Source organism: Streptomyces sp. NPDC001204, assembly GCF_053598035.1.
On the sequence record NZ_JBSFJL010000010.1, the window covers coordinates 45,745 to 63,153 of the forward strand.

Sequence of the window (17,409 nt, forward strand, 5' to 3'; positions counted from 1 at the left end):
GGATCAACGACGCCTAGTGCGCCCGGCCGGCGGCCGACAGCGTGTCCCAGTGGACGGTGCGGTCGCACCAGCGGTGGAGCAGGGCGCGGTCGTGGCCGACGGCGAGGAGGCCCGCGCCCGTGGCGGCGCGGTAGTCCTCGACGACCGCGACCAGGGCGGCCGTCGTGGAGGCGTCGAGCATCGCGGTCATCTCGTCGCAGATCAGCCAGCGGGGGCTCAGGACGAGGGCCCGGGCCAGGCAGGCGCGTTGGAGCTGGCCGTCGCTGACCTCGTGCGGTCGTCTGCCGAGCAGGTCGGGGGTCAGACCGGCCCTTCCGGCGAGTTCGGTGACGCGCTCCCGCACCTCGTCGCGTCGGCCGGTGGCCCGCAAGGGCTCGGCGATCAGGTCGGTGAGCGTCAGACGCGGGTCCGCGGAGAGACGGGGCTGCTGGAAGACCACGCCGAAGGCGGTGCGCAGCGGGCGCGGGGCGCGGTGGCGCCACCCTCGTACGGACTCGCCGTCCAGCAGTACGGTGCCGGAGTCGGGACGGTGCAGCAGGGCAGCGACCCGGGCGAGCGTGGACTTGCCGCAGCCGCTGGGGCCGAGCAGGCCGACCGCTTCACCGGGCGCGACGGTCAGTGAGACATCCAGTACCGCCGGATTCCGCCGGTCGTAGCCCGCGGTGATGGCGCGCAGTTCAAGCATGCACGTCCTCCGATGCTCCCTGGGATGCTTCCCCGCCGGTTGCCGAGGCGGGGTGGGGGTGGTGGCAGGCGACCCTGCCGGCTGTCGGCGGCGGTACGGCGCAGGCGTCGTCGGCCCGGTCGCAACGGGCGGCGAAGGCGCAGCCCTCGGGGAGGGCACCGAGTTCGGGCGGCAGGCCGGGGATGGCGGTGAAGGCCCTGTCGGGGAGGGCCTGGAGCAGGCCGCGGCTGTAGGGATGGCGGGGGCCGCGCGCGCCGAAGAACACCTCCGCGTCGGCCAGTTCGACGATCCGGCCCGCGTACATGACGGCGATCCGGTCGGCGATCCGTTCGGCCGCGGCCAGGTCGTGCGTGATCATCAGCAGGCCGCGCCCCGCGGCGTCCGGCTTGTCCGGGTGGTCGAGGTGGCGTCGCAGTTCGTCGACCGTGCGGTCCGCCAGGTCACGGTCGAGCCCGGTGGTCGGTTCGTCGGCGAGCAGCAGCGGCGCGTCACCGACGAGGGCCAGGGCGGTGGCGGCGCGCTGGGCCAGGCCGCCGGACAGCTCGTGCGGGTGGCGGTCCAGGTGATCCGCGGGGAACGCGGCGCGTTCGGCGGCCGCCCGCGCGGCGGAGCGTACGGCCGCGTGGCCGCGGACCCCGGTCAGTGCGGCGACCGTCTCCTCCAGCTGGGAGCGGATGGTGCGCACGGGCGTGAGATGGGCGGCCGGGCTCTGCGGTATGAGCCCGACCAGCCGGCCCCGTACCGTCCTTGCGAGGGTCCGTTCGTCGGCCGAGAGCAGGTCGAGGCCGCCGAGCCTCGCCTCCCCGGCTGCCTCGGCGTTGCCGGGAAGCAGCCCCAGCAGGGCGGAGGCGAGGACGGACTTGCCGCAGCCGCTCTCGCCGATCAGGGCCAGGCACTCGCCGGCCGCGACGTCGAAGTGAGCGTCGGTGACGGCGGCGACACGGCGCCCGCCGGGCATGAGGAAGCGCACCGACAGTCCGCGCACCGACAGCACGGGCGATCGCTCGGTCACAGCATCAGCTCCGATCGGCGGCGGGGGTTGATCCGTTCCCGCCAGGTTCCGGCGAGTCCGGCGATGGCGAGGGTCGGGACGATGACGAACAGGCCGGGGAAGAGGGTCGGCCACCACTGTCCGGCCAGCAGCGAGCCCCGCGCGCCCTGGATGAGGGTGCCCAGGCTCGCCATGTGCGTGGGCAGTCCGAGCCCGAGGAAGGACAGCGCCGATTCGTGCCACATGGCGTGCGGCACCATCAGCGCCGCGGCGAGCGCGGCCTGGGGCAGCACGGCGGGCAGCAGGTGCCGCACGGTCACCCGCCACCTGGACGCGCCGCCGGAGACGGCGGCGTCGATGTACGGGCGTGAGCGCAGGGAGAGGACTTCGGCGCGGACGATCCGGGCGGTCGACAGCCAGTGGGTGAGCGCGACCGAGACGATCACCGGCCAGACACCCGGCCGGAACATGGCGACGATGAAGATGCCGAGCAGCAGGTGGGGCACGGACGAGACCGTGTCCACGATCCGCATGATCCCGCGGTCGACCCAACCGCCCAGCGCACCGGCGGTGGCTCCGACGGCGGTACCGACGACGGTGGCCGTCACAGCCGCGGCCACTCCGACGAGCAGGGAGACGCGCAGTCCGTAGACGCAGCGCAGCAGCAGGTCACGGCCGAGGTCGTCGGTGCCGAAGGGGTGGGCCCAGCTCGGTCGCAGCAGCTTGGCGGTCAGATCGACGGCCTGCTGGTCGAGTTGGACCAGCGGTGGCACGACGAGGACGGCGAGGACGGTCGCGGCGACCAGCACGGCGGAACCGCGCACCCGCAGTGCGCGGGTGGAGCGGCGCCTCGTCCCGTACGAACGCCAGACGGTGTCCCGGGAGGCGGGAACGTCACATGTCACTGAACTTCACCCTCGGGTCGAAGAGTCCGTAGAGCAGGTCCGCGAGCAGGTTGCCGACGAGGACGGCGGCCGTGGCCAGCGTGGTCAGCGCGGCGAGCAGCGGGAAGTCGACGGAGGTGGCCGCCTCCACGGTCGCCGCGGCGATGCCCGGCCAGCTGAAGACGCTCTCCACCAGCAGGGCACCGGTGATGAGTTCGGGCACGCGGGAGCCGACCAGGGTGAGCACCGGCAGCAGGCCCGAGCGAAGGGCGTGGCCGATCAGCACCGTGCGCTCGTTCAACCCGCGGGCCCGGGCTCCGCGTACGGGGTCCTCCGCCAGCGCGTCGCCCACGCCTTGGCGCACGTAGAGCGTGAACCAGGGCAGTTGGGAGACGGCGAGCACCCCGGCCGGCAGCACGAGATGTCCGGTCACCTGCCCTGTGGTGACCCGTTCGCTCGCGGTGTCGGTGAGCCCGCCGGCCGGGAGCACGCCCAGTTGGAGGGCGAACAGCCAGATCGCCAGCAGGGCGAGCCAGAAGACCGGCGCCGCCTCCAAGGAGTAGGCGAGTGACGTGACGACCCGGTCGAGCAGGGATCCCGGCCGGCGGGCGGCGAGGACGCCGAGCACGGTGCCCGCCAGCACGGCCGCCGCGAAGGCGACCGCGCACAGCAGCGCGGACCACACAAGCCGCTCACCGATCACCTGGGTGACCGGCTGCCGCATCACGCTCGACTCGCCGAGGTCGCCGGAGAGGGCGGAGGTCAGCCAGTGCCACCAGCGAGAGGTGAACGGCTGGTCCACGCCCAGGTTGGCGCGCAGCCGTTCGAGGGTCTGTCCGTCGGCACGGAGCGCCGCCGTACCCGCGTACGCCTTGACCGGGTCGAAGGGGGAGGCGGCGGCGATGGCGAACACGCCGAAGGTGACGACGAGGAGGACGGGGGCGGCGAACAGCAGCCGCCGCGCCACCAGACGCGCCATCGCCGCCCAGAGCGGGGAGGTCACTTCTTCGGCTGCCAGTCCTGGAGGTTCCACCACGGGCCGCTGGCGAAGCCGTGCTCGTGCGGCTCGACCTGCGTGGTCAGGCCGTCCCAGCGGTCGGCCAGCACGTAGAGGTGGTCGATGTGGGTGAGGAAGGTGTAGCCGGGGTCCTTCACGAGTTCGCGCTGCACCGTGTCGTACGCGGCCCGGCGGGTGCCGGTGTCCTGGCTGCGGCGGCCGGTGTCGAGGGCCTTGTCCACGGCCGGGTTGGCGAAGTGGCCCATGTTGTTGAAGCCGTCGCCGGCCAGGGAGGAGTGCAGCAGGGTGAACAGGCCGAAGTCGGGGTCGCCGCTGCTGTCGAGTCCGGCGAGGACGGCGTCGTTCCTCATCCGTGGCTCGATCACCTCCCAGGTGGCGCTCTCCACCTTCACCTCGATGCCCGCCTTCTTGGCGTCGGAGGCGTAGGCGAGGGCGTGGTCCTGGCGGACCTTGTCGCCGGAGGGGTAGAGGAGCGTGAAGGAGGCCCGCAGACCGTTCCTCGCGCGGATGCCGCCGCTGCCGGCCTTCCAACCCGCCTGATCCAGCGTCCGCTTGGCCTTCGCCAGGTCCTGCGGTCGCTCGATGCCCTCCGCGAACCAGGGGTCGTCGCTCGGCAGCGGTCCATAGGCCGGGCGTCCTGCCCCGTCGAGGATCTTGTCGACCATGGCCTCGCGGTCCACGGCGGCGTCCAGCGCCTGGCGGATCGCCCGGTCGCCGGTGACCCTGTTCCGCTGGGGGAGGGTGACAGCCCGGAAGTCGTAGGACTTCGCGTCGTACGTCGTCTTCGTCTTGTCGCCCTTGAACGTGGCGGCCAGGTTGGGCGGCAGGACCGCGCCGTCGAGGTCGCCCGAGCGCAGCCGGGTGGCGCGCACGTCGTCGTCCTTGACGATCGCGATCGTCACCTTCTTCACCTTCGGCTCGCCGCCCCAGTAGCCGGGGTTGGCCTTGAAGGTGAGCTTCTCGCCCTTGCTCCAGCCGGTGAGGACGTACGGTCCGGTGCCGACCGGCTTTGTGTTGAAGGAGCCGGTGTTGGGGTTCTGCCCCCCGGCGATGTGCTGGGGGACGATGGGCAGGACCGTGCGCCCCGCGAACGGCGCGTACGGGTACTTGAGCGTGAAGACGACCTTGTCGTCACCGTCGGCCCGCACCTCCTTGATGGCGTCCAGCTCGCTCCGGGCGGTGTTGTTGGTCTTCGCGTCGAGGATCGTCCGGTAGGTGAAGACCACATCGGCGGCGGTCAGCGGCTTGCCGTCGCTGAACTTCACGCCGTCGCGCAGGGCGTAGGTGTAGGTGAGCCCGCCGTCGCCCACCTGGGGCAGCGAACTCGCCAGTGCCGGCCGCAGCTTCATGTCGGCGTCCCGGGCGAGCAGACCGTCGAAGATCTTGGAGTTGCCGTCCTTGCCGTAGCCGAGAAGAGGACTGAGGGTGTCCGGCTCGGAGGCCACGCCGACCACGACGGAGCCGGCCGCACTCTCGCTGCCCGCACCGCCCCCCGGGGCCGAGCAAGCGGCGGCTCCCACGAGTGTCGCCACCGCTGCGGCTGCCCGTATCCGTCGGACGGTCATGAACCCTCACATCCTTAATGCTGGCCAAATGCTTTTGCATAGTAGTCGCAATAGGGCCTCCGGTCACCCGGGGGTCGGATGTGTGAGTTCACCCCAACGGTCCGGCTGACCAGGCGCTTCGCGGACGCGGAGGTGCGGAGGCGGGTGGGCGCGGGGTACGGTGCACCATCCGGCCGGGCCGCCTGCCACCTGATCGGCTTGGTCGGGGTCGACCCACGGCCTTCGGCGGGGATGGCCTCCAGACCGGTGCGCAGGAGGTCGGCGGTCTCCTCGGCGCTCGGGACGCGGGGGAGTGGACGTCGTACACGCCGTCCGGCCTCGCGGCCGTCGACGACCTCGACGCCGACGTCATCAGCCTTGAGGCCGCCTGCTCCCACATACGGGGGACGCGTCCGGTCCTGCTCGCTACGGGATCCGGTGCGCGCCCTCGGCCCCCACGCGCCTCGCGTACTCCGCCAGTCCCTGAGTGCTCTCTCCCGCCCAGCCCACGTAGCCGTCCGGGCGGATGAGGAACACCCCCGCGCCGTACCCCTGGTGCGCCGTGTCCCCGTCCGCCGTCAGCAGGGTCCAGTGCGGTCCCCGGAACGCGTCGAACAGCCGGATCCCGCCCACCGTCCCGTCCGGCGCTCGGTCGCCCGCCCGCACGGGGCCCGGGGACCGGCGGGTCTCCTCCGTGAGGGAGGAGGCCCGGTAGCCGAGGCCGAGTTGGCGGGTCGCCCCGCCGCGGCGGGTCTCGCCGCGGTGAACGCTCGTCGACAGCGCGAGCATGTCGGCGGCGATCGGGCGCCGTTCCTCCTCGTAGGTGTCGAGGAGGGAGTCGGGCACACCGTCCCGCAGCACCGCGCCCAGCTTCCAGCCCAGGTTGCAGGCGTCCTGCACGCTGGTGTTGAGGCCCTGGCCACCGGCCGGCGAGTGGATGTGAGCGGCGTCCCCGGCGAGGAAGACCCGGCCCTCACGGAAGCGGTCCGCCAGGGCCGCCCGGGGGCGGAAGTCCGAGGCCCACCGCACCTCGGTCACGTCCTCCGGGGCGAGATGCGAACGGGCGGCGACGACCTTGCGAATGCCGTCGAGGGACAGGTCCACCACGGTGCCTTCCGGGAACCCGGCCACGACCTGGAAGTCCTCCGTACCCGCGAGCGGGCAGATCGCCATGAAGCCGTCGCCCTCCCTGCCGGCCGGGAAGATGTGCCAGTTGTCGCGGTCCAGACCGGTGATGCGGGCGTCAGCCACCAGCATCGGGCTCGGATCGACCGTCTCGCCCGTCATGCCGATGCCCAACGCCCGGCGCACCGTCGAGCGGCCCCCGTCGGCGGCGACCACGTACCTCGCCGTCAGAGCGGCGCCGGAGGCGAAGCGCACGGTCACCCCGTCCTCGTCCTGAGCGAGGCCGACGACCTCCCGGCCGAAGACGACCCGCCCGCCCATCTCCTCCAGCCGTGCCAGCAGGATCCGCTGGGTACGCCACTGCGGCACCATCCACCCTTCCGCGTACGGCGAGTCCTCGGTCGCCTGCACCGGGTCGAACATCCGGTGTTCGCCCGTCCGGCGCCCGTTCTGCCAGATCACCCCGACCGGGTAGGTGCCGCCGGCCGCGCGGATCGCGTCCAGGACGCCGAGGTCGTCGAAGACCTCCAGGGTGCGCGGCTGGATCCCCTTGCCCCGCGAGCCGGGAAACAGCCCGTCGGCCCGCTCGACGACGAGCGCGTCCACCCCTCGCCGGGCCAGATCGATACCGAGGGTCAGTCCGCTGGGGCCCGCGCCCACGATCAGTACGTCCACCTGTGCGGTCATGCGCCGATACTCCTTAACGTCGTTAAGTGGGGTCCGTCACGACGATGGACTTAACGCCGTTAAGCTGTCAAGCGTGAACTCGGAACCACGCCTGCCTCTCGACCGCAAGCGGGTCGCGGACGCCGCCCTGGCCCTGCTGAACGAGGTGGGCCTGGCGGGCCTGACGCTGAGCGCCATCGGCCGCGAGCTGGGCGTCAAGGCACCCGCCCTGTACTGGCACTTCAAGGACAAGCAGGCCCTGCTCGACGAGATGGCCACGGAGATGTACCGCCGGATGATCGCGGGGACCCCTCTCGACCCTGCGGACACCTGGCGGGAACGGCTGCGCAAGTCCAACCGCGGTCTGCGCGAGGCGCTGCGCGGCTACCGCGACGGCGCGAAGGTCTTCAGCGGCTCACGCTTCACCGGCATGGAGCACGCCGAGCAGATGGAGGACAACCTGCGTCTGTTCACGGCCGCCGGCTTCACTCTCGCCCAGGCGGTGCGCGCGACTACGACCACGTATCTCTACACGCTCGGCTTCGTCACCGAGGAGCAGGGCGTCGAGCCGCTGCCCGACGAACGGCGCGAGGGCTTCGACATCGGCGAACGCGCCAAGATGATGGCGGACTTCCCGCTGTCCGCTGCCGCGGGCACGGAGATCTTCGCGGACTACGAGCAGCACTTCGCGGAGGGACTGGAACTCGTGATCGACGGCATCGCCACGCGGTACGGAATCGACTGAGGACGGCGCGTAGGACGGTGAGTCCCGGCGGCGCGGTCGCGTGCGCGCCGCCGCTCGCGGGACGCCGGGTCCCGACCTCCGCGGTTCGGGACGTGGCGACGTCGCCCGCTCCTCACCCGCGCCGGAACCCGCGCCGACCGGAGTCAGGGCTCCCGGAGGAAAGCTCCTGAGCCGTTCCGGGGGTGTCAGCCGTTCCGAGGGCTTCGCGCAGGAACGTGACGGCCTGGTCGATGGCCGCCCGGGTGGCCTTGGACTGGCTGAGCGAGTTGAGCATCATGAAGTCGTGCACCGTGCCGTCGTAGCGCACCGTGGTGACCGGGACGCCGGCGGCGCGCAGCTTGGCGGCGTACGCCTCGCCCTCGTCGCGCAGCACGTCCGCCTCGTCGACGACCAGCAGGGCGGGGGGCAGTTCGTTGAGCTGCTCGGGGGTCGCACGGTTGGGGGACGCGGTGATCTCAGCGCGCTGTTCCGGGTCGGTGGTGTAGGCGTCCCAGAACCACTCCATCAGCTTGCGGCTGAGGTAGTAGCCGGTGGCGAACTGGTCGTAGGAGTCGGTGTCCATCGCCGCGTCCGTGACCGGGTAGTACATCGACTGGTGCACGAACCTGACGTCGCCGCGCTCCTTGGCCATCAGGGCGAGCGCCGCCGTCATGTTCCCGCCGACCGACTCGCCGGCCACCGCCATGCGCCGGGCGTCCAGCCCCATGGACTCTCCCTCACGCGTGATCCACTGCGCCGTGGCGTAGCCCTGTTCGATGGCCACGGGGTAGCGCGCCTCCGGGGAAGGCGTGTACTCCACGAAGGCCACGGCGGTACGGGCGCCGACCGCCAGCTCCCGCACCAGCCGGTCGTGGGTGCCGGCGTTGCCCAGCACCCAGCCGCCGCCGTGCATGTACACCACGACGGGCAGCGTCCCGGTGACGCCCTGCGGCTTGACGATGCGCACCCGTACGTCGCCCACAGCGGCCGGTACGGTGATCCACTCCTCGTCGACCGGCAGTTTGTCGACCGGAGCGGCCTGAAGGTCGTCGAGGACCCTGCGTGCTTGGGCGGGTTCCATCTCGTACAGGAAGGGGTGCTTCGAGGTCGCGTCGGCGAGTTCCTGCGCCGGGCGCTCCAGGACGATTGAGGCGGACTGAGCAGCCATGGCAATGCTCCTTGGCGATGCTGGGAAGCGCATGCTGAGACGCGCGTGCCGAGCGGCGTAGGGCGCCCGGCCGGCAAGCGCCGGTGCCACTGAACGCCCGGGCCCTGGGAAATGAGTCCTTGTCCAAGGTTCAAGGCCCTCGTTCAAGCCCTACGAGCCGATGTGCCCATCGTAAGCGCACATCGTGTGCCCATCGAGTTCGCGGCGAACGGCCGACGCCGGGAGATCGGGCCGATCAGACCGGTCGGGCCGGTGACTGTGAGGCGGGACGCGCGACGCGGCGCGGCTGCCGGCGCACGCGTGCTCGTGTGAGCCCTGTGCGCGCCCCCGCCCGGTCGACAAGACTGCCTGCCGACGGGCAGGGAGCCGCGGCAGCGGCACTGCCCGCCGCCTTCGTCCGGCGTCCCAGGAAGGCAGGTCGGTCGCTGTGCTGTTGCGTCTGCCCACGTCCGTGTCCGAAGCACGGGAGTGCCTGGCCGAGGGCGCCGTCCCGATCGGCGGGGCGACCCTCGTCTGGGCCACCTGGCAGCGCGACGGATTCCCCGAACTGGCCATGTCCTTGCGCGAATTGCCGGAGGCCAACGTCGTGGGGCGGCGGACCCTGGGCGGCGCCGTGGTCCTGAACCGGATCGACGAGCGGGTTCCCGACGTGCTGCGGCTGGCGGCCGCCACGGTGGGCACCGGTGCCGTGCGGCGGACGGCGACGGTCGGCGGCAACCTCGTCGGCAGTACGCTGCGCTGCCTGCTGCCCGCCGCGCTCGTCCTGGACGCCCGGGCTACGGTGCTGGAGCCCGACGGCGTCCGTGAGGCCGATCTGTCCGAGGTGGTGGCCAAGCGGCCCGTCCTGCTCAGCCTCCGTTGGCGCGAGCCGGTCGCCTGCGCCTACCGCAAGCTGGACGGCGAGGCGGGCGGACCGCCGCCCCTCGTGGTCGCCTCGGCGGTGCATGCCGACGACGACGGCGACCGACTGAGGGTCGCCGTCCGCGACGGCTACGACGTGCTCGGCGGAAGTGCCCTGCGCGCCACCGACGTGGAAGAGGTCCTGAGCGGGTTGCGCGGGACGGCCCTCGGTGAGCTGCCCGCCGCCACGTGGGAAGTCGTCCGCTCACAGATCGCCGGCCTGCTGGGCGGGCGTGGCGCGCACTGAGTGACTGAGTAGGCGGCTCGCGCCTGGCCCCGGCCGTCCGGCGGGGCCAGGCGTACGTCCACGTCCGTCCCGGGACGGACGGGCCCGGCGCTTCACCGTCTCCTTCTCCCACCGCGTTCCCACCGCGCTCTGCCGCGCCCTGCCGTCGGTCTCGCCAGTGGACGTTCCTAGGCGGCTCGACGCACGTCAGATACCCCCGCGGGGTATTGATTCGGAGGGGATGAGCCCTTGCCTCGAATACGGGTGGGGGGTATACATGAACGCGTGCCGGATACCCCCATGGGGTATCCGATGAGACGAGGAGGAAACGATGTCCGGCTGCTGCACGCCCGAGGGAAGCTGCCACACCGACGCCCGGATCAGGACCGTCTACAAGGTGGACGGTGTCGGCAGCGCCCACTGCCAGGGGGTCGTCGCCAAGGCCGTGGGCGCGCTCGACGACGTCATCGCCGTGGAGGTAGAGATCGGCACGGGGCTCGTCACGGTGACGACCGCCACCGCCCCCGACGCGACGTTCGAGTCGCTGCTCGCCGAGACCGTGGACGAGGCCGGCTACGACTACGCCGGCCGCGTCGGCACCTGACCGCACGTCACCGGGGAGGCGTCCCGGCCCCGGCCCCGCCCCTCCCGCCATCCGCACCCGCCGTGACCGTGAGCTGCGAGGAACAGACATGACCACCACCACGTCCGGTGCCGCCGAGGTAGAACTCGCCATCGGCGGCATGACCTGCGCCTCGTGCGCCGCCCGCATCGAGAAGAAGCTCAACCGCATGGACGGCGTCGAGGCGACCGTCAACTACGCCACCGAGAAGGCGAAAGTCACCTTCCGCGAGGACGTCGCCGTGACCGACCTGATCGCCACGGTCGAGGCCACCGGGTACACCGCGCGCGAACCCGAGCCCCTCCGTGCCGAGCCGGAGCGGGCCGACCGCTCGGCAGGCCCGGCGGGGGAGGGCCCCGACGAACTCCAGCCGCTCCGGCAGCGGTTGACCACCGCGGTCGTGCTCGCCGTGCCGGTGATCGCGATGGCGATGATCCCGCCCCTCCAGTTCGAGTACTGGCAGTGGCTGTCCCTGACCCTGGCGGCCCCCGTGGTGACGTACGCCGCCTGGCCGTTCCACAGGGCCGCCTGGACCAACGCCCGTCATGGCGCCGCCACCATGGACACGCTGATCTCCGTCGGCACCTCGGCGGCGTTCCTGTGGTCGGTGTGGGCGCTGTTCTTCGGCACCGCGGGCATGCCCGGCATGACCCACCCCTTCGAGCTGACCATCGCCCGCAGCGACGGCGCCGGGAACATCTACCTGGAGGCCGCGGCCGGCGTGACCGCGTTCATCCTCGCCGGCCGCTACTTCGAAGCCCGGTCCAAGCGCAAGGCCGGCGCGGCGCTCAGGGCCCTGCTGGAGCTGGGTGCCAAGGAGGTCACCGTTCTCCGCGGTGAGCGCGAAGAACGCATATCCGTAACGGAGTTGAAGGTCGGCGATCGCTTCCTCGTCCGTCCCGGCGAGAAGATCGCCACCGACGGCACCGTCGTCGACGGCGCCTCCGCCGTGGACGCCTCGATGCTCACCGGCGAGTCCGTCCCGGTCGAGGTCGCGGTCGGGGACGCCGTCACCGGCGCCACCCTGAACGCGGGCGGACGGCTGGTCGTCGAGGCCACCCGGGTCGGCTCCGACACCCAACTCGCCCGGATGGCCAAGCTGGTGGAGGACGCCCAGAACGGCAAGGCCGCGGCGCAGCGGCTCGCCGACAGGATCTCCGGAGTCTTCGTTCCCGTCGTCATCGCGCTGGCCCTGGCCACGCTCGGCTTCTGGCTCGTCGACGGCGCGGGACTGACCGCCGCCTTCACCGCCGCGGTCGCCGTCCTGATCATCGCCTGCCCGTGCGCCCTGGGGCTCGCCACACCGACCGCCCTCATGGTCGGCACCGGGCGCGGCGCGCAACTGGGCATCCTCATCAAGGGTCCCGAGGTCCTGGAGAGCACGCGCAAGGTCGACACCGTGGTCCTGGACAAGACCGGCACCGTCACCACCGGCCGGATGACCCTGCTGGCCGTGCACCCGGCCGACGGCACCGACGAGACGGACGTCCTGCGGCTCGCCGGCGCCCTGGAACACGCGTCCGAGCACCCGATCGCCCAAGCGGTCGCCACCGGAGCCGCGGACCGCGTGGGCACCCTGCCGGTCCCGGAGGACTTCGCCAACATCGCCGGACTCGGTGTCCAGGGAGTCGTCGAGGGGCACGCCGTCCTCGTCGGGCGCGAGCAGTTGCTGGCCGAGTGGGCGATGTCCCTGCCCGACGGCCTGCGACGCGCCAAGGAGGCCGCCGAGGCGGCCGGTCGTACGGCCGTCGCGGTCGCCTGGGACGGCGAGGCGCGTGCCGTGCTCGAAGTCGCCGACGCGGTCAAGGAGACCAGCCCCGAGGCCATCCGCCGGCTGCGCGTCCTCGGCCTGACCCCCGTGCTGCTCACCGGCGACAACCGGGCCGTCGCCGAGGCCGTCGCGGCGGAGACGGGCATCGCACCCGAGCACGTCATCGCCGAGGTCCTGCCGCAGGACAAGGTCGACGTCGTCAAGCGCCTTCAGGGCGAGGGGCGTTCGGTCGCCATGGTCGGCGACGGCGTCAACGACGCGGCGGCACTCGCCCAGGCCGATCTGGGTCTGGCGATGGGCACCGGCACGGACGCCGCGATCGAGGCCGGCGACCTGACCCTGGTCCGCGGAGACCTCCGGGTCGCGGCCGACGCCATACGTCTCGCCCGCAGGACGCTGGGCACCATCCGCTCCAACCTCTTCTGGGCCTTCGCCTACAACGTCGCCGCGCTTCCGCTGGCCGCGGCCGGACTGCTCAACCCGATGATCGCGGGCGCCGCGATGGCCTTCTCCTCGGTCTTCGTGGTCGGCAACAGCCTGCGCCTGCGCCGTTTCCGGGCCATCGGCCACTGACCTCCCGCCGGGGGCCGGGGGCCGGGGGCCGGGGGCCGGGGGCCGGGAGCCGGGAGCCGGGAGCCGGGGGCCGGGAGCCGGGAGCCGTGAGCGGGCATCGCGGCAGGGCGTCCGCCGTCCCTCCGGGGGCGACGGACGCCCTCGGCTCACCCCTCGTCGACCGAAGGGACCCGATGATGACGCATCCACCGGCCCCGCCCGTCTCGTCGGCCTCATGGGCCGTGCTTCGCAAGGGAGTCGCCCATCCGGTGACGCGCATAGCCGCCGTGGCCCTGCTTCAGGCCCTGGCCGCGCACATCGGCCGGACGGAGCCCTCGGGAACACGGCCGCCTCAGTGCGGCTGCCGGGTGTCCGTAGGATGAGAGCCGTGACAGCCCGTGCACGACAGCGCCGTGAGCGACCGCCAGTGGGGCGGTGGCGGGCGCTGCTGGTGCTCGGGCTGCTGGCCGGGCTGTTGGGGATGCACGCCCTCGCGCCGGGCGGTGCGGCAGCCGTCGGCGCTCGTCACGCCTCCGCCGCCTCGGCGCACATGGGCATGGCGACGGGCGGCGACGAGTCCGTCTGCCACGGCGGCGGTGGCGGGCACGTCCGTCACGCGGACTCGACGTGTGCGTCCGGAGCCCTTGCCGCGGGCCCGGTTCTTCCCGCCCTGATGCCCGACCCCGCGGGTCCGGTCCCGCTCGCCTTCGGCGGGCACGGGTCCTTTGCCGCCGCCGGGGAGGGCGGACGCGCGCCGCCCACGCCGGCCGAACTGCAAGTCCTGCGGATCTAGGACAAGGCCTGGCCGCGCCCGCCCCTGAGGGCCGCCGCGGCATTCCGCCATGTCCCGCGCCCCACCGGCGCAGCATCCTTCGCGCATCGCAGGAGTACCAGCATGACCAGCACCCGTTCCCTCGTCCGCCGTGCCGCGCTCGTCACGACGGCCGTGACCGCCGCCCTCGCTCTCGCCGCCTGCGGCAGCGACTCCGGAAGCGGCGCCGACACGCGGACGTCGTCCTCGGCGGCGAGCGCCGAGCGCACGGCCGGCGCCCACAACGACGCGGACGTGTCCTTCGCCCAGGGCATGATCCCGCACCACCAGCAGGCCGTCCTGATGGCGCGGACGGCCGCCACCCGGGCGTCCTCCGCCGAGGTCAAGGACCTGGCCGCCCGCATCGAGAAGGCCCAGGACCCGGAGATCGAGACGATGTCCGGCTGGCTGGAGTCCTGGGGCGCGAAGGTGCCCTCCGCCATGCCGGGTATGGACCACTCCGGTCACGCGGGCATGCCCGGGATGATGGACGGTCAGGACATGGACAAGCTGGCGAAGGCGTCCGGTGCGGACTTCGACAGGATGTTCCTGACCATGATGGCCGAGCACCACGAGGGCGCCGTGGAGATGGCCACGACCGAGAAGGCCAACGGCCGTTACGGGCCGGCCAGGAAGACGGCCGACGACATCATCACCGCGCAGAACGCCGAGATCGAGGAGATGAACGAGCTCCTCGGCAAGAGCTGATCGTTCAAGCCGACGGGAACCCGGAGGCCGGTGGCCCGCCTCCGGGTTCCCGTGAAGGTCAGGCGCGGTCGGCCGGTGCGGGGGAGGGGAGCCGGAAGCGCGGGTGGGGCTCGGTGCCGCCCTCCGCGAGGTCGGCGAGCATACGGCCCAGCAGCGGCGTGAACTTGAAGCCGTGCCCGGAGCAGGCCGTGCCGACGACCAGCGGGCCCACCCGGTCCAGCAGGAAGTCCTCGTCGGCCGTGCTGGTGTAGAGGCAGGTCGTCTCCGTGGAGACGACCGGTTCCAGACCGGGCAGCCGCTCCGCCGCGAACGCCAGGACCCGGCCGCGGGCGGCGGCGTCCACGATCCCGTCCCGGGTCTCCGGGTCCACGACCCGCCCGCCGAGGTGTTCGGCGACCTTGACGCCCTCGTCGGCCGTGGGCATGCCGTAGACGATGCCTCCGTCCTCGTGCTGAAAGCTGAAGGCGGGCCAGGCGGCGTCCGGATCGCGCTGCGGCAGGTGGAAGACCTGCTCTTGGGTCACCGTCAGCTCCGGCAGCGTGACGAGACCGTCGAGCAGCCGGCTCGTCCACGGGCCGACGGTGACGACCGCGACGGGTGCGGTGAACGTGCCCGCGGGCGTGCGGGCACGGACTCCGTCCGCGTCCGTCTCCAGCGCGGTCACCGGCGTGTCGTACAGGATCCGGCAGCCGGAACGGGCGGCGAGGTGCTGGAGCGCCGGGAGCGTCGCGTCGGGGTCGACGCGGGCGGCGTCCGGGTGGAACAGCACGTCACCCGGCAGGGCGAGCTGCGGCCAGCGCGACCGCGCCTGGTGCTCGGTGAACACCTCGTAGTCGGCTCCCTCACCGGCCAGCGCGACGGCGGCCTGCTCCAGACGCTCCGCGCGGCCGCCGTCCACGGCCCCCACGGTGGCGATCAGGTCGACGCCGCTCTCGGACTCGAGCCGGTGCCACATGCGCAGCGCCTCGGCGGCCATCCGCGCGTACAGAGGATCCGTGTAGGTCAGCCGCAGCAGCCGCGACCTGCCGTGCGAGCTGCCGGCCCGGTGACCGGGTGCGAACCGTTCCAGCAGGCAGACGCGGTGGCCGCGCTTCGTCAGCTGCCAGGCGGCGGCGGAGCCGGCGGCGCCCCCGCCGACGACGAGGACGTCATAGTGGTCGGCTTTGCCGGAAGCGTGCATGGGATGAGCCCCTTTCATCTGTGCCACTGCGGCCGTCCGTGTTCCCCGCTCCCATTGGATGCAGTGCACACACCGTATACAGCGCATTCGCCAGGAGCAATGGGCCGACGGCCCGCAGTTCACGTCCGGCCATGACCGGGGTGGCGGTCGCCGGGCCGTACTTCCGCGGCAGCCCGACCACCTGCACACGCACCGGACGCGCCAGGGCGTGCAGCGCCTGGCGGAGCGGCTGGGGGTCGACTCCGGGGGCTGCCGGCGGCGTCAGGGGCGGGGTGCCCGCCCGAGGCCTGCCACCGCGCGGCCCATGCGCGTGAGTGCTTGACGCAGGATCGCCGGTGAGGTCGCGAAGTTGAGGCGTACGCATCCCGCGCCGCCGCTGCCGAAGACGTGTCCGGAGCTGAGGGCGACGCGAGCCTCGTCCAGGAACAGCTTCGCCGGTCCGGCGAGGTCGCTCACGACGCCGGGTCCGTCGGTGGGACGGTCGTCGTGCAGTCCCAGGCCTGTGCAGTCCAGCCAGGCGAGGTAGGTGCCCTGGGGCGGGACGTACCCCACGTCCGGGAGGTGCTCCTTCACCAGTTCGCCCAGCAGGCTCCGGTTGGCGTCGAGCCCGAGCAGCAGCTCGTCGAGCCAGTCGCCCGCGTCGCGGAACGCCGCCGTGTGGGCGAGGATGCCCAGATGGCTGGGGCCGTGGCCGACCTCCTCGGGCATCCGGCGCAGGTCCTCCGCGGCCTCGGTGCCGGCGATGGCCACGGCGGCCTTGAGGCCGGCCAGGTTCCAGGCCTTGGACGCGGAGGTCAGCGCGAAGCCGTTCTCCGAGCCGGGAACGCAGAGGAAGGGCGTGAAGACGGCGCCGGGCAGCACCAGCGGGGCGTGGATCTCGTCGGAGACCACCCGGACACCGTGTCTGCGGGCGAGCGCGGCGATCGCCTCGAGTTCCGCGCGGGTGTGGACGACACCGGTCGGGTTGTGCGGGTTGCTCATCAGGAACGCCGCGCGGCGGCCGTTCCGCCGTGCGCGTATGAAGGCGTCCTCGAGGCCGGCGAGGTCGATGCGCAGGTCGGGGCCGAGACGGGCTTCGACGACCTCCCGGCCGTCGTGCGTGACGAACGCGTAGAACGGAGGGTAGACGGGTGAGCAGACGACGACCGCGTCGCCGGGGCCGGTGACGAGGCGGAGGATCTCGACGATGCCCATCATCACGTCGGGCACGAGCGCCGTGTTCTCCACGCGCAGGCCGTCCCACCCCCATCGCGTGGCGGCGAAGGCGGCGAGGGCCTCGGCGTAGCCGGTGCCGTGGGGGTATCCGGTGTCTCCCAGCGCGACGGCCCGGTGCAGGGTGTCGGCGACCGCGGGTGCCAGGGGGACGTCCATCTCCGCCACCCACAGCGGCAGTACGTCCTCCGGGTGCGCGCGCCACTTCATGCTGGACCGCTGCCGCAACTGCTCCATGGACAACTGGACGAGCGGATCGGTCCGGCCGCCGTCGTCGGGCCCGGCGACTGCCTGGTGGGTGGACTCGCTCATGCGGTGCTCCCCTCGCCCGGGCGGACCGGGCCTCGGCGGTGCGGTGTGGTCGTCTGGCTGGACGGTACCCCGGCCCCCGTGTGCCGGTCAGCAGGTCATCGAGGGGTGCCGGCCCCCGCCGTCACGCGGAACCGTGCGGGTGGCTGCCGGACCGGCCGCCGGTGGGGCCGGCCCCGCGGGCCGTACGGCCGGGCCCTGTCGTCAAATTCCCGCCTGCCCCGCGACGCCTGGCACGCACTCCCGCCCCACCGGGCGAAAGCCCAAGTACGTCCAGTACGAGGACTTCCGCCCGGCACGCCGAGAGCACGCG

15 protein-coding genes and 1 pseudogene are annotated in these 17,409 nt (G+C 72.7%); 6 read left to right on the forward strand and 10 right to left on the reverse strand.

Annotated elements, in window-relative coordinates; genetic code table 11:
- Window positions 1-13: 13 nt before the first annotated feature.
- The 7 genes and pseudogenes from ACWC91_RS16285 to ACWC91_RS16315 form a co-directional block, all read right to left on the reverse strand.
- Window positions 14-685 (reverse strand): ABC transporter ATP-binding protein, encoded by a 672-nt coding sequence (locus ACWC91_RS16285; RefSeq protein ID WP_376500327.1) that lies wholly within the window; start codon window positions 683-685, stop codon window positions 14-16.
- Window positions 678-1,697, reverse strand: coding sequence for an ABC transporter ATP-binding protein (locus tag ACWC91_RS16290; protein ID WP_225076734.1), 1,020 nt, complete (start codon window positions 1,695-1,697; stop codon window positions 678-680). The genes ACWC91_RS16285 and ACWC91_RS16290 overlap by 8 nt, the downstream gene beginning before the upstream one ends.
- A complete protein-coding gene (locus tag ACWC91_RS16295; RefSeq protein WP_376500331.1) occupies window positions 1,694-2,581 on the reverse strand; it encodes an ABC transporter permease in 888 nt (295 codons plus the stop codon). Before ACWC91_RS16295 ends, ACWC91_RS16290 begins: the two co-directional genes overlap by 4 nt.
- Window positions 2,571-3,539 carry an ABC transporter permease gene (locus tag ACWC91_RS16300; RefSeq protein ID WP_225076858.1) on the reverse strand — a complete coding sequence of 323 codons (969 nt, stop codon included), beginning with the start codon at window positions 3,537-3,539 and terminating at the stop codon, window positions 2,571-2,573. Before ACWC91_RS16300 ends, ACWC91_RS16295 begins: the two co-directional genes overlap by 11 nt.
- A gap of 20 nt (window positions 3,540-3,559) precedes the next feature.
- A complete protein-coding gene (locus ACWC91_RS16305; protein WP_450642703.1) occupies window positions 3,560-5,143 on the reverse strand; it encodes an ABC transporter substrate-binding protein in 1,584 nt (527 codons plus the stop codon).
- Window positions 5,144-5,206: 63 nt separating this feature from the next.
- A pseudogene (locus ACWC91_RS16310) lies at window positions 5,207-5,453 on the reverse strand (hypothetical protein); the annotation flags it as partial.
- A 95-nt stretch (window positions 5,454-5,548) separates the two neighbouring features.
- The gene (locus ACWC91_RS16315; protein WP_450642702.1) at window positions 5,549-6,934 is read right to left on the reverse strand and encodes an FAD-dependent oxidoreductase; all 1,386 of its coding nucleotides are present in this window, start codon (window positions 6,932-6,934) and stop codon (window positions 5,549-5,551) included.
- A gap of 73 nt (window positions 6,935-7,007) precedes the next feature.
- On the opposite strand from ACWC91_RS16315, the gene ACWC91_RS16320 reads away from it, so the two are divergent.
- Window positions 7,008-7,658, forward strand: a complete 651-nt coding sequence (locus ACWC91_RS16320) for a TetR/AcrR family transcriptional regulator C-terminal domain-containing protein (protein ID WP_225076730.1) — start codon at window positions 7,008-7,010, stop codon at window positions 7,656-7,658.
- Window positions 7,659-7,770: 112 nt separating this feature from the next.
- Here ACWC91_RS16320 and ACWC91_RS16325 read toward each other — a convergent pair whose 3' ends face one another.
- Window positions 7,771-8,805 (reverse strand): alpha/beta hydrolase, encoded by a 1,035-nt coding sequence (locus ACWC91_RS16325; RefSeq protein ID WP_450642701.1) that lies wholly within the window; start codon window positions 8,803-8,805, stop codon window positions 7,771-7,773.
- Between the two features lie 427 nt (window positions 8,806-9,232).
- Here ACWC91_RS16325 and ACWC91_RS16330 point away from each other — a divergent pair, with 427 nt between their 5' ends.
- From ACWC91_RS16330 to ACWC91_RS16350, 5 genes are all read left to right on the forward strand, one after another.
- Entirely contained in the window at window positions 9,233-9,952 is a 720-nt protein-coding gene (locus ACWC91_RS16330; RefSeq protein WP_450642700.1) for an FAD binding domain-containing protein, read from the forward strand.
- Between the two features lie 310 nt (window positions 9,953-10,262).
- The gene (locus ACWC91_RS16335; RefSeq protein WP_225076727.1) at window positions 10,263-10,535 is read left to right on the forward strand and encodes a heavy-metal-associated domain-containing protein; all 273 of its coding nucleotides are present in this window, start codon (window positions 10,263-10,265) and stop codon (window positions 10,533-10,535) included.
- Between the two features lie 88 nt (window positions 10,536-10,623).
- Window positions 10,624-12,897 (forward strand): heavy metal translocating P-type ATPase, encoded by a 2,274-nt coding sequence (locus ACWC91_RS16340; protein WP_225076726.1) that lies wholly within the window; start codon window positions 10,624-10,626, stop codon window positions 12,895-12,897.
- Between the two features lie 367 nt (window positions 12,898-13,264).
- On the forward strand, window positions 13,265-13,669 hold the full coding sequence (locus ACWC91_RS16345; RefSeq protein WP_225076725.1) for a DUF6153 family protein: 405 nt from the start codon (window positions 13,265-13,267) through the stop codon (window positions 13,667-13,669).
- Between the two features lie 102 nt (window positions 13,670-13,771).
- On the forward strand, window positions 13,772-14,395 hold the full coding sequence (locus tag ACWC91_RS16350; protein ID WP_450642699.1) for a DUF305 domain-containing protein: 624 nt from the start codon (window positions 13,772-13,774) through the stop codon (window positions 14,393-14,395).
- A 58-nt stretch (window positions 14,396-14,453) separates the two neighbouring features.
- Here ACWC91_RS16350 and ACWC91_RS16355 read toward each other — a convergent pair whose 3' ends face one another.
- A complete protein-coding gene (locus tag ACWC91_RS16355) occupies window positions 14,454-15,575 on the reverse strand; it encodes an FAD-dependent oxidoreductase (RefSeq protein ID WP_225076723.1) in 1,122 nt (373 codons plus the stop codon).
- A gap of 261 nt (window positions 15,576-15,836) precedes the next feature.
- Window positions 15,837-17,099 (reverse strand): MalY/PatB family protein, encoded by a 1,263-nt coding sequence (locus ACWC91_RS16360; RefSeq protein ID WP_225076722.1) that lies wholly within the window; start codon window positions 17,097-17,099, stop codon window positions 15,837-15,839.
- Window positions 17,100-17,409 lie beyond the last annotated feature (310 nt).

Bases quoted from the DNA above. Each gene is read 5' to 3' on its own strand.
- ACWC91_RS16350 (WP_450642699.1), top strand. From the start codon at position 13,772: ATGACCAGCACCCGTTCCCTCGTCCGCCGTGCCGCGCTCGTCACGACG.
- ACWC91_RS16305 (WP_450642703.1), bottom strand. From the start codon at position 5,143: ATGACCGTCCGACGGATACGGGCAGCCGCAGCGGTGGCGACACTCGTG.
- ACWC91_RS16355 (WP_225076723.1), bottom strand. From the start codon at position 15,575: ATGCACGCTTCCGGCAAAGCCGACCACTATGACGTCCTCGTCGTCGGC.
- ACWC91_RS16300 (WP_225076858.1), bottom strand. From the start codon at position 3,539: ATGGCGCGTCTGGTGGCGCGGCGGCTGCTGTTCGCCGCCCCCGTCCTC.
- ACWC91_RS16325 (WP_450642701.1), bottom strand. From the start codon at position 8,805: ATGGCTGCTCAGTCCGCCTCAATCGTCCTGGAGCGCCCGGCGCAGGAA.
- ACWC91_RS16360 (WP_225076722.1), bottom strand. From the start codon at position 17,099: ATGAGCGAGTCCACCCACCAGGCAGTCGCCGGGCCCGACGACGGCGGC.
- ACWC91_RS16335 (WP_225076727.1), top strand. From the start codon at position 10,263: ATGTCCGGCTGCTGCACGCCCGAGGGAAGCTGCCACACCGACGCCCGG.
- ACWC91_RS16340 (WP_225076726.1), top strand. From the start codon at position 10,624: ATGACCACCACCACGTCCGGTGCCGCCGAGGTAGAACTCGCCATCGGC.
- ACWC91_RS16315 (WP_450642702.1), bottom strand. From the start codon at position 6,934: ATGACCGCACAGGTGGACGTACTGATCGTGGGCGCGGGCCCCAGCGGA.
- ACWC91_RS16285 (WP_376500327.1), bottom strand. From the start codon at position 685: ATGCTTGAACTGCGCGCCATCACCGCGGGCTACGACCGGCGGAATCCG.